Here is an 11,513-nt window from a genome sequence, read left to right as displayed (position 1 = left end):
CGCACACGAACGCGTTAGGCGCGAGGAGGTTTGTCGAGAACGCGAGGCGCGAGCGTGGCCATCGCGAGGGGCGGCTCCACCAGGTCTGCGCGGGGCAGCCCGTGGAGTACCGCGAATTGAGGCGTGCTGATCAGCGCGGTGCCGTGGCATGCGCCGCAGGTGCCGCACTTGTGCATTGCGTCGGGTTCGGCGCTGGCGGTGTTGCCGGCGCTGTTGTCCGCGGATTGCTTTGCTTCGTCCTGGTTCTGGGCCTTGGCGTGGTCCGCATGCCCATTGCCGCCGTGCGAGTGTTCGGCCGAGGCTGTTGCAGCCGCATGGCTACCGCTGTGGTCCGGTGTGCAAAAGGCCATGGCTACCGCCGCGTACCCCTGGAACGGCACGGCGATCATCATGACCCAAAGAACGAACAGGCGGACCCGATACATGCGGGCATTCTAATGGCCTGACCAACACCAACAAGCGTGGTGCGGGAATCGGTTCGCGCTCGTCCAACGAAAGAATTACAGGAAGCGATCCCGTAAAAAAGCAGTGGCTTCAAGCGCTTTTGCTCACCTATGATGGCGCCGCTGCCGCGCAGCGCACCGATGCAAAGTCGGGTGCCGGAGCGCGGCCAGCTTGATGCACTGACTTTTAATATTCATAAGAAGGGGAGCTCCAATGCACCATCTCAATCTACCTATCGCCGCTTCCGTCATCATGGCTGCCGCCCTTGCGGGCTGCGGAGCCATGAAGGGCGCAGACACCGGCGCTCTCGCGCAAGTCGGCGGCTCGGCCTACAAGGCCATGTCGCTGACCGACGCGGACATTGCAACGATGTCCGACCAGTCTTGCGCCGCAATGGACCAGAAGAACGAAGTCGCACCCGCCAACAGCCGCTACACCACGCGGCTGAACCAGGTGGTGCGCGCCATGCCCAACAGCGTGAACGGCAAGACGGCCAACTACAAGGTCTACCTGACCAAGGACGTGAACGCCTGGGCCATGGCCAACGGCTGCATCCGCGTGTACAGCGGGCTGATGGACCTGATGAACGACGACGAGCTGCGCGGCGTCATCGGCCATGAAATCGGCCACGTGGCACTGGGCCACTCCAAGTCGCGCATGCAAACCGCCTATGCAGCCTCGGCTGTTCGCGGCCTTGCCAGCGCAGCCGGCGGCGTCGTGGGCCAGCTGTCGCAATCGCAAGCGGGCGACCTCGGCGAGAAGTTCATCAACGCGCAGTTCTCCCAAACGCAAGAGAGCGCGGCCGACAACTACTCGTTCGACCTGCTGACGGAACGCAAGCTGGAACGCAAGGGCCTGGTGAGCAGCTTCCAGAAGCTCGCCGCGCTCAGCAGCGGCAGTTCGGGCAGCTCGATCCTGAGCTCGCACCCGCCGTCGAGCGAGCGCGCTGCCGCAATGCAGAAGCGCCTCGACACCAAGGCCAAGTAAGGCCGCCCTCCGACCGGCACGCGCCGCCTGCGCGCGTCGCCGGTCGCCTGGGCTTACTTCTCTCTGTCTCTTATTTCTGGATGTCGCCCAGGCAGAGATACTTGATCTCGATGTAGTCGTCCATGCCATGGTGCGAACCCTCGCGCCCCAGGCCCGACTGCTTCACGCCGCCGAACGGCACGTGCTCCGTGGCGATCACGCCGGCATTGATGCCGACCATGCCGTACTCCAACGCCTCCGCCACGCGGAAGATGCGCCCCACGTCGCGCGTATAGAAGTAGCTCGCCAAACCGAACTCCGTGTTGTTGGCCGCGTCGATTGCGTCCTGCTCGGTCTTGAAGCGGAACACCGGCGCAAAGGGCCCGAAGGTTTCTTCCTTCGCGCACAGCATGTCCGGCGTGGCCTCGGCAATGACCGTCGGCTCGAAGAACTGGCCCTCGATCTTGTGGCCGCCGGCCAGCAGCTTGCCGCCCTTGGCAATCGCGTCGTCGACGTGCCGCTGCACCTTGTCGACAGCCGCATCTTCGATGAGCGGCCCCTGCAGCACGCCCTCTTCAAAGCCGTTGCCAACCTTGAGCGCCTTGACCTTGGCCGCGAACTTCTCGACGAAGCTGTCGTAGATGCCGTCTTGCACATACAGCCGGTTCGCGCACACGCAGGTCTGGCCGGCGTTGCGGTACTTGCTGGCCATGGCACCCTCGACCGCCGAGTCGACATCGGCATCGTCGAACACCAAAAAGGGTGCGTTGCCACCAAGCTCGAGCGAGAGCTTCTTCACCGTGGGCGCGCACTGGCTCATGAGAATGCGGCCGACCTCGGTCGAACCGGTGAAGCTCAGGTGCCGCACGATGTCGCTCTCGCACAGTTCCTTGCCGATGGTGATGCTGTTCTGGCTGTCTGCCGTAAGCACGTTGAGCACGCCCGCCGGAATGCCCGCGCGCACGGCCAGCTCGGCCGCGGCCAGCGCGGTGAGCGGCGTGAGTTCGGCCGGCTTGATGACGACCGTGCAACCCGCGGCCAATGCCGGTGCGACCTTGCGCGTGATCATGGCCAGCGGAAAGTTCCACGGCGTGATGGCGGCGCACACGCCGATGGCCTGCTTCATCACGAGCAAGCGGCGGTTGTTATCGAACTGCGGCAGCACCTCTCCGTTGACGCGCTTGGCTTCTTCGGCAAACCATTCAATGAAGCTGGCACCGTAGGCCACTTCGCCCTTGGCCTCGGCAAAGGGCTTGCCCTGCTCCGCGGTCATGAGGCGCCCCAGGTCTTCGGTGTTGGCAACCAGCAGGTCGAACCACTTGCGCAGCACGATGCTGCGCTCCTTGCCTGTCTTGCCGCGCCAGCCAGCAAGCGCCTTGTTGGCCGCGGCAATGGCCAGGGCAGCGTCCGCGCGCGTAAGGTTGGCAACGTCGACCAGCTTCTGACCGGTGGCCGGGTCGTTCACGTCAAAGCGGCTCTTGCCTCGAATCCATTCGCCGGCGATCAGCGCATCTGTCTTCAGGAGGGTCGGGTCGTTCAGCAATGCGAGAGGAGATGTTTTCATGGTCGTTGGTCTCGAGTTTTGTTGCGATTCTGTTTAGGTGAGAGGGTTGTTGGGGACGCTGCTGTTCAGGGCGGCGCGCCCGCCGACGGGGTACCTTTCTCCGCGAATGTCCCCCGGCCTGCGGCCTCCTCCTTTATTTCGCTGCGCAAGGCACCCCATCGACGTGTGCGTGATTCAGAGCAGTCGTTGATCAGCGGTACACCAGCAGCGTGCCCAAGTGCACAGGGCATCGGGTGCTCCACGCAGCGAAATAAAGGAGGAGCCGAAGGCGGGGGACATTCGCGGAGGGGAGTACCCGGTGGCCTTTGCACAAGCCCTGAAAACAGCAGCGCCTAAAAAGACCACGCACAGTCACCGATAAGGCACCCCAGGCAGCACACACAACATCTCGTACAAAAGATTGGCCCCCAGCAGCGCGGTATTCCCGCTGACGTCGTAAGGCGGGCTCACCTCCACCAGATCGGCCCCAACCACGTTCAAGCCCCGGCACCCGCGCACGATCTCCAGCGCCTGCGGCACCGTAAGGCCGCCGATCTCCGGCGTGCCCGTACCGCCGGCGAACGAAGGATCGATGCCGTCGATGTCGAAGCTGATATAGACCGGATGCGTCGGCCCGATGCGCTCGCGCACCTGCGCCATGAGCGGTGCCAGCGATTGGTACCAGACCTCATGCGCCTGCACCACGGTAAAGCCCTGCTGGCGCGGCCAGTCGAAATCGTCCGCCGCATAACCAGTGCCGCGCAAGCCGATTTGCCAGACCTTGTCACAGGCCAGCAGGCCTTCTTCGACCGCGCGGCGGAACGGCGTGCCGTGCGCGATGCGCTCTCCGAACATGTCGTCGTTCACGTCCGCATGCGCATCCACATGCACCAGCGCGACCGGGCCATGCTTGCGCGCCAGCGCGCGCAGGATGGGCAGCGCAATGGTGTGGTCGCCCCCGAGCGTGAGCGGTGCGCAGCCGGCAGCCAGCACCGTGTCGTAGAACGACGAGATGATGTCGACCGACTTTTCGAGCGAATAGGTGTTGATTGGCACGTCGCCCAGGTCCGCCACGTTAAGTGTGTCGAACGGCGCCGCGCCGGTGGCCATGTTGTAGGGCCGCAGCAGTGCCGATTCAGCGCGAATCTGGCGCGGCCCGAAGCGTGCGCCCGGCCGGTTGGAAGTGCCGATGTCCAGCGGCACGCCGATGAACGCTGCGTCCAGCCCCTGCGCCGACGTTGCGGCCGGCAGCCGCATCATGGTGCCCGGGCCGGCAAAGCGCGGCATGCTGTTGCCGCCGAGCGGCTGGTTCGGTGTGGTCATGGGAGCCTGGCCTCAGCGCTGCCGGCCGCGCAGCCATTCGAGCGCAAGCAGCAGCGCGGTGGTGAAGATGATCAGCAGCGTTGCCACCGCTGCAATCGTGGGAGAGATGTTCTCGCGAATGCCGGTGAACATCTGGCGGGGCAGGGTCACCTGGTCGGGCCCCGCGAGAAACAGCGTGACCACCACCTCGTCGAACGACGTGGCAAAGGCGAACAGCGCACCCGAAATCACGCCCGGCGCAATCACCGGCAGCGTGATGCGCATGAAAGTCCTGAACGGCGTTTCGCCCAGGCTCAGCGATGCGCGCACCAGGTTGTGGTTGAAGCCCGCCAGCGTGGCAAGCACGGTGGTCAGCACGAAAGGCGCGCCAAGCGCCGCATGCACCACGATCAGCCCGAAGTAGGTGTCGGCCAGGCCGAGGGGCGCGAAGTAAAGGTACGCGGCGACGCCCACCACCACGATGGGCACCACCATCGGCGAGATCAGCACGCTCATGAGCAGGCCCTTGAACGCGAAGTTGGTGCGCGACAAGCCTACCGCCGCCAAGGTGCCGAGCACGGTGGCCAGCGCCGTGGCGGCCGGCGCCACGATGAAGCTGTTGCGCGCCGCACGTGCCCACTCGGGCGATTCGAACAGGTGGCGGTACCACTGCAGCGACCAGCCCCGGATCGGGTAGGCCAGAAACGAGCTGTCTGAAAAAGACAGCGGAATCACGACCAGGATGGGCGCCAGCAGAAAAGCCAGCACCGCGACGCAGCCGGCGCGCACCAGCCACCAGCCGAGCTTGTCGGCAAAGGTGGCATAGGCCGGAAATTGTGGAAGCTTGAACATGCGTGTGTGTCCTTCGTGCCGCTCAGCCGAGGCTCAGCTCGGCCTTGCCGATGCGGCGGTACACGGCGTAGAGCACCAGCGTGGCGACGAGCAGCACGGCGCCCAACGCACAGGCCATGCCCCAGTTGATTTCCACATTGGTGTAGCGCGCGATGTAGTAGCTCAGCATCTGGTCGTCCGCGCCGCCGAGCAGCGCCGGCGTTACGTAGTAGCCGATGGCCAGGATGAAGACCAGCAGCGCACCCGCGCCGATGCCGGGGTAGGTCTGCGGTACATACACCCGAAAGAACGCCGCGAGTGGAGAGCTGCCCAGCGAGACGGCCGCGCGCAGATAGGTGGGCGGCACGCTCTTCATCACGCTGTACAGAGGCAGGATCATGAAGGGCAACAGGATGTGCACCATGGCGATGATCACGCCGGTGCGGTTGAACAGCAGCGCCAGCGGATGGTCGATCAACCCGATGCCCATGAGGCCGCGGTTGACCAGCCCTTCGGATTGCAGCAGCACGATCCACGCCGCTACGCGCACCAGGATGGACGTCCAGAACGGCACCAGCACCAGGATCATCAGCACGTTGGCCTTGCGCGCGGGCAAGGTCGACAGCCACCACGCCAGCGGATACGCCAGCAGCAGGCAGAAGAAGGTGACCACTGCGCTGATATGAAAGGTGCGCAACAGGATGTTCGCAAAGGCGCGCTGGTCGTCGGGCATGCGCTCCACCTCGCCCGCCACGTTGCGGCGCAGGTCGAGCGAGGCAAGCAGGTAGTCAGGCGTCCAGCGCGAACCGTTCTTGGCAATGGCCTGCCAATACGGCGGCTCGCCCCAGCGCGGATCGAGCTCCAGCATGCGTGCCTTGACTTCTTCGGGCGTGCCGGCAATCGGCAGCGCCCTGAAGGTGCCCATCACCAGCGAACGGGCGCCGGCAATTTCGGTATTGAGGCGGCGCGCCAGGGCGCCGGCGTCGGAGCTGTCGGGCAGCTGCCCCAGGTCGGCCGCCATGGCGGCGTAGGCCGCTGGTGCGGGCGCCTCCTTGCGGTTCCAGCCGTCGAGGGCACGCACGGTGCGCGGCAGCGCGTTGGCCACTTCCGGGTTCTCGACGGCGCGCTGCAGCAGCGCGACGATGGGCACCAGCAGCGTCAACAACAGAAACACCAGCAGCGGCGCCGTGAGCGCGAAGGCCCGCCACTTGCGGCGCGCTTCGGCGCGGGCCAGCGCACGCCGCAGCGAAACGGGGGGCGCCTCCGCCGGAACCAGGGGAACAGTCGTTGCCGCGTGCATGGCCTCTTTCGTTTGTTCGTGCGCCGGTTACTGGGTAGCCCAGGATGCGAAGCGCTTCTCGAGCGCCTCGCCCTGGTCGGCCCAGAAGCCGACGTTGAACTGCAGCGCTTCCTTCGCGTTGCCCGCCGAGGTCGGCAGGTCGGCCAGCACCTTGGGGCTGAGCGAAGCCAGTGCCTTGGTGTTGGTGGGGCCGTAGGCGATGTTCTGCGCATACACCGCCTGGTTGGCCGGCTGCATCGCGAACTGGATGTACTTGAGCGACGCTTCCTTGTTGGGTGCGCCCTTCGGAATCACCAGGTAGTCCAGGTCGTAGATGCCGCCCGGCCAGAAGATCTTGAGGTCGCGGCCTTCGCGGTTGGCGGCGTCGATGCGGCCGTTGTACACGGTGGTGAGCACCACGTCGCCGGCCACCAGGAACTGCGGCGGCTGGGCGCCGGCTTCCCACCACTGGATGTTCGGCTTCAGCTCGCTGAGCTTCTTGAACGCGCGCTCGGCGCCGTCTTTTGTGGCCAGCACCTTGTACACGTCGGCCGGCTTCACACCGTCGGCCATGAGCGCGAACTCCAGGTTGTAGCGCGCGCCCTTGCGCATGCCGCGCTTGCCCGGAATCTTCTTCACGTCCCAGAAGTCGGCCCAGCTGGTGGGTGCGGTCTTGAGCTTTTCGCCGTTGTAGGCCATCACGGTCGACCACACGAAAAGGCCCACGCCGCAATCGGTAACCGCCGCCGGAAGAAAGTCGGCCTTGCTGCCGATCTTGGAATAGTCGAGCTTCTCGAACAGGCCTTCATCGCAGCCGCGCGCGGCGTCGGGCGATTCGACTTCGACCACGTCCCAGGTGACCTTCTTGGTCTCGACCATGGCCTTGATCTTGGCCTGCTCGCCGTTGTATTCGACCGGAATGATCTTGGTGCCGGTCTTCTCGTAAGGCTCGTAGTAGGCCTTCTTCTGCGCGTTGGCGTTGGCGCCACCGAAGTTGACGACGGTGAGCTGCTGCTGGGCAAGCGCCGGCAGCGCGAAGCTGGCAACGACGGTGCAGGCGAGGAGTGTCTTTTTCATGGTGGTGCGGGTCCTGGGTGATGAACGGGAACGAGAAATGGAACGGGATTCAGAGTGCATGTCAGAGCGCACGTTACGACGCATACAGGCGCGCATGCGCCACCGGAAATTCGAGCGACACAGCGTCGCCACCCTGCGGTGCGGCGGCGCCGTTCAGGCCGGTGAGCGGCAGCTTCACGGTGGCTTCGGCCTGGCCGCCGCCCACGTTGCAGAGCAGCCGCAGGTGGTCGCCGAAGTAGATGACGCGCGCCACTTCGGCCTGCAGCATGTTGGGCCCGTGCGCCTCGGCGCCGCGGTGCAGCACCACGCGCTCGGGGCGGATGCAAGCCTCCACCGCGCTGCCGGCGGCGGCACCGCCGACATTGAGGCCGCTCAGCACGCGGCCGTCGGGCAGCGTCATTTCGGCGTGCTCGCCGGCGCGGCTCAATTGCCCCTTGAGCACGGTGTTGTCGCCGACGAAGCCGGCCACGAAACGGTTCGACGGCTTCTCGTACAGCCGGTCGACCGTGTCCAGCTGCTGGATCACGCCTTCGTTGAACACCGCGACGCGGTCGCTCATGGTGAGCGCCTCGCTCTGGTCGTGCGTCACGTAGACGAAGGTCACGCCCAGTTGGCGGTGCAGATCTTTCAGCTCGATCTGCATGTGCTCGCGCAGTTGCTTGTCGAGCGCGCCCAGCGGCTCGTCCATCAGCACCAGTTGCGGCTCGAACACCAGCGCGCGCGCCAGCGCCACGCGCTGCTGCTGGCCGCCCGAAAGCTGGCCCGGGAGCCGGTCAGTCATGCCGCGCAGCTGCACCATGTCGAGCGCGCGCTGCACGCGGCGCTGCTGCTCGTCTTTCGGCACCTTGCGCACGGTGAGCGGATAGGCCACGTTCTGCCCCACGCTCAGGTGCGGAAACAGCGCGTAGTTCTGGAACACCATGCCGAAGTGGCGCTTGTGCGGCGGCGTGCCGGTGATCTGCTTGCCGTTCAGCAAGATTTCCCCGGAGGTCGGCGACTCGAAGCCCGCCAGCATCATCAGCGTGGTGGTCTTGCCCGAGCCCGACGGACCGAGCAGGCTCAGGAACTCGCCGCGGTGAATGTCCAGGTCGAGCTGGCGCACCACCAGGTGCTCGCCGTCGTAGGTTTTCTGGACACGCTGGAAACGCACCAGGGGTTCTGCTGTCATGGAGGAGTTCAAGAGAAAAGGACCGATCAGCGCAGTGCGGCGAAGCTGTCCGCGAGAAGCGACAGGCCTTCGTCCACAAGCAAGTCGGATGCCGTCAACGGCACCAGCACGCGAATTACATTGCCGTAGGTGCCGCATGACAGCAGGATTAACCCGCGCCGCGCCGCTTCGGCCACCACCCGGCGGGTCAATGCCGCGTCGGGCCGCGCCGTGTCGCCCTCTTCGAACAGCTCGATGGCCACCATGGCGCCGAGGCCCCGTACGTCGCCGATGGCCGGCACCTCGGCCGCCATGCGGCGCAGGCCCGCCGTGAGCCGTTCGCCCAGCGCCCTGCTGCGCGCCAGCAGCTGCTCGTCGTCGAACACCTTGAGCACCGCCAGCGCCGCGGCACAGCCGATGGGGCTGCCGGCGTAGGTGCCGCCCAGGCCGCCGGGTGCGGGTGCGTCCATCACCTCGGCACGGCCCACCACGCCGGAGATCGGAAAGCCGCCCGCCATCGACTTGGCGGTGGTGATCAGGTCGGGCGCCACAGGCCACTGCTCGCTGGCAAACCAGGTGCCGGTGCGGCCGGCGCCGGTCTGCACTTCGTCGGCAATGACCAGGATGCCGTGGCGGTCCGCCAGGGCGCGCAGGCCTTCGACAAAGTCGTTGGGCGCGACGTAGAAGCCGCCCTCCCCCTGCACCGGCTCCAGGATGAAGGCCGCCACGCGCTCGGGCTCGATGTCGTTCTTGAACAGCAGCTCGACCGAATGCAGGGCGTCGTCCACGCTCACCCCGTGCAGCGCGTTCGGGTAGAGCGCGTGGAACACCTCGCCCGGGAACGGCCCGAAGCCGACCTTGTAGGGCGCCACCTTGCCGGTGAGACCCAGCGTCATCATCGTGCGGCCGTGATAGCCGCCGGTAAAGGCGATGACGCCGGGACGCCTGGTGTAGGCGCGGGCGATCTTCACCGCGTTTTCGACGGCTTCGGCGCCGGTGCTCAGGAAAATCGACTTCTTGGCGAAGTTGCCCGGCGCCAGCGCGTTCAGGCGCTCGGCCAGCTCTACATAGGGTTCGTAGGCCAGCACCTGGAAGCAGGTGTGCGAATACAGGTCGACCTGCGCCTTGACCGCCGCGCTGATCTCCGGGTGGCAGTGGCCGGTGTTGAGCACCGCAATGCCGCCGGCAAAGTCGATGTAGCGGCGCCCTTCGACGTCCCAGACCTCGGCGTTGGCCGCCCGGCTGACGAAGATTTCATGGGCCTGGCCAACGCCGCGGGCCACGGCCGCGCCGCGGCGGGCCATGAGGGCGGCGTTGCTGAGATGGGGTTCGCGCTGCATGGATACGACCTGTGCCTGAAAGAAGATGCTGGCACTTTAGGTTTCACGTCCGGGCCTGACCATGTACACCCCGAGCCATGGATCGGCGGACTGTACTGGTCTTGTATCCTGTACATACTTTCCTCAATATGGTGCAGATTCGGCCTGCCGGGACCCCTTTTGATGCTCATTCTTCATCCCGAACAGCCGACTCCGCTCGTGAGTCAGATCGTGGAGGGGCTCCGCGGGCTGATCGGTGCCCAGAAACTCAAGGCGGACAGCAAGCTGCCTTCGATCCGCGCCTTTGCGGCAGCCCATGGCGTCAGTGTTTTCACGGTGGTCGAGGCCTACGACCGGCTGGTGGCGCAAGGCCTTCTGGTGTCGCGCGCCAATGCGGGCTTCTTCGTCAAGCGGCGCAGCGACGACAACGCCGCCGGCAGCGGGCCCACCGCGGCCCAGCCTGACCCGCGCTTCGACGCGCGCTGGTATCTGCGGCAGATTTTCGAGAACCGCAACCTGCCGCTCAAGCCGGGCTGCGGATGGCTGCCGCACGACTGGCTGTTCGAGGACGGCATGCGCCGCAGCCTGCGCAGCCTTGCGGCCGGCGGCACGGACATCGGCGGCTACGGCCTGCCGTTCGGGCACATGGCGCTGCGCATGGCGGTGGCCGATTCGCTGTGCGAGCGGCAGATTGCGGTGGAGGCGGGCCAGGTGCTGCTCACCCAGGGCTCCAGCCAGGCGCTCGACCTGGTGGCGCGCCAGCTGCTGAAGCCGGGCGACGAGGTGCTGGTGGACGACCCCGGCTACCCCAACCTGATGTTCATGCTGCGCTTCCTGGGCGTGAACATCATCGGCGTGCCGCGCACGCCCACCGGCTACGACCTGCCGGCGCTGGAGGCGCTGCTGGCGCTGCACCGACCCAAGGCCTTCTTCACGCAGCCGCGGCTGCAAAGCCCCACCTGCTCGCTGGCGTCGATGCCGCAGCTCGTGCGGCTGCTGCAGCTCGCGCAGGAGCACCAGTTCACGCTGGTCGAGAACGACATCTACGCCGACATGGACGCCTCCTCGCGGCCCTCGCTTGCCAGCCTGAGCCAGTTGCGCCAGGTGGTGTACGTCGGCAGCTTCTCCAAGACCATTTCGCCCAACCTGCGGGTCGGCTACGTGGTGGCGCAGCCCGAGCTGATGGAAGACCTGGCCCAGCTGAAGATGGTCTCGGGGCTCACCTCGTCGGACATTACCGAGCGGCTGGTCTTCGGCGCCGTGACCGACGGGCGCTGGCGCAAGCACCTGAAGTCGCTGCGCGAGCGGCTGGCCGAGGCGCATTCGAACGTGGCCAGGCGGCTGGAAGCCCAGGGCTTCGAGCTTTTTCACGAGCCCGCGGCGGGCCTGTACCTGTGGGCGCGCCACCCCGACCTGACCGACACCGCCGAGCTGTCCCGCCTGGCGGCAACGGAAGGAATCATGCTCGGCCCGGGGCAGCTGTTTCTGGTGAACCCGCGCCCCACCGGTTGGCTGCGCTTCAACGTGGCGTTCAGCGAAGACGAGCGGATCTGGCGCTTTCTGGCGCGCAGCATCGACGAACGCAAGGTGGACTGAAGCGCTCCG

General features: G+C 66.1%; 10 protein-coding genes. 2 read left to right on the top strand and 8 right to left on the bottom strand.

Annotated features, from left to right (window positions below):
* Positions 1 to 14: 14 nt before the first annotated feature.
* Positions 15 to 425 (bottom strand): hypothetical protein, encoded by a 411-nt coding sequence (locus tag V9L21_RS20210; RefSeq protein ID WP_337314708.1) that lies wholly within the window; start codon positions 423 to 425, stop codon positions 15 to 17.
* Positions 426 to 657: 232 nt separating this feature from the next.
* Between V9L21_RS20210 and V9L21_RS20205 the strand changes: the two genes are divergently transcribed.
* Positions 658 to 1,431, top strand: coding sequence for a M48 family metalloprotease (locus V9L21_RS20205; protein WP_337314707.1), 774 nt, complete (start codon positions 658 to 660; stop codon positions 1,429 to 1,431).
* A 70-nt stretch (positions 1,432 to 1,501) separates the two neighbouring features.
* Here the strand turns inward: V9L21_RS20205 and V9L21_RS20200 are convergent, their stop codons facing one another.
* The 7 genes from V9L21_RS20200 to gabT all read right to left on the bottom strand — a co-directional run bounded on the left by V9L21_RS20200 (position 1,502) and on the right by gabT (position 9,929).
* Positions 1,502 to 2,974 (bottom strand): NAD-dependent succinate-semialdehyde dehydrogenase, encoded by a 1,473-nt coding sequence (locus tag V9L21_RS20200; protein ID WP_337314706.1) that lies wholly within the window; start codon positions 2,972 to 2,974, stop codon positions 1,502 to 1,504.
* 351 nt (positions 2,975 to 3,325) lie between these two features.
* Positions 3,326 to 4,276, bottom strand: coding sequence for an agmatinase (gene speB / locus V9L21_RS20195; protein WP_337314705.1), 951 nt, complete (start codon positions 4,274 to 4,276; stop codon positions 3,326 to 3,328).
* A 12-nt stretch (positions 4,277 to 4,288) separates the two neighbouring features.
* The gene (locus V9L21_RS20190) at positions 4,289 to 5,107 is read right to left on the bottom strand and encodes an ABC transporter permease (RefSeq protein WP_157612203.1); all 819 of its coding nucleotides are present in this window, start codon (positions 5,105 to 5,107) and stop codon (positions 4,289 to 4,291) included.
* 22 nt (positions 5,108 to 5,129) lie between these two features.
* On the bottom strand, positions 5,130 to 6,386 hold the full coding sequence (locus V9L21_RS20185; RefSeq protein WP_337314704.1) for an ABC transporter permease: 1,257 nt from the start codon (positions 6,384 to 6,386) through the stop codon (positions 5,130 to 5,132).
* Between the two features lie 27 nt (positions 6,387 to 6,413).
* The gene (locus tag V9L21_RS20180) at positions 6,414 to 7,442 is read right to left on the bottom strand and encodes an ABC transporter substrate-binding protein (protein WP_337314703.1); all 1,029 of its coding nucleotides are present in this window, start codon (positions 7,440 to 7,442) and stop codon (positions 6,414 to 6,416) included.
* Between the two features lie 73 nt (positions 7,443 to 7,515).
* Entirely contained in the window at positions 7,516 to 8,610 is a 1,095-nt protein-coding gene (locus V9L21_RS20175; protein WP_337314702.1) for an ABC transporter ATP-binding protein, read from the bottom strand.
* Between the two features lie 26 nt (positions 8,611 to 8,636).
* On the bottom strand, positions 8,637 to 9,929 hold the full coding sequence (gene gabT / locus V9L21_RS20170; RefSeq protein WP_258504241.1) for a 4-aminobutyrate--2-oxoglutarate transaminase: 1,293 nt from the start codon (positions 9,927 to 9,929) through the stop codon (positions 8,637 to 8,639).
* Positions 9,930 to 10,091: 162 nt separating this feature from the next.
* On the opposite strand from gabT, the gene V9L21_RS20165 reads away from it, so the two are divergent.
* Positions 10,092 to 11,504 carry an aminotransferase-like domain-containing protein gene (locus tag V9L21_RS20165; protein WP_337314701.1) on the top strand — a complete coding sequence of 471 codons (1,413 nt, stop codon included), beginning with the start codon at positions 10,092 to 10,094 and terminating at the stop codon, positions 11,502 to 11,504.
* Positions 11,505 to 11,513: the final 9 nt, after the last annotated feature.

Origin of the sequence: Variovorax sp. CCNWLW235 (assembly GCF_037204085.1) — a bacterium.
In the GTDB taxonomy this organism is placed as follows: domain Bacteria; phylum Pseudomonadota; class Gammaproteobacteria; order Burkholderiales; family Burkholderiaceae_C; genus Variovorax.
Note: the sequence above shows the minus strand (reverse complement) of the source record. Positions and strands in the feature narration are given on the sequence as shown.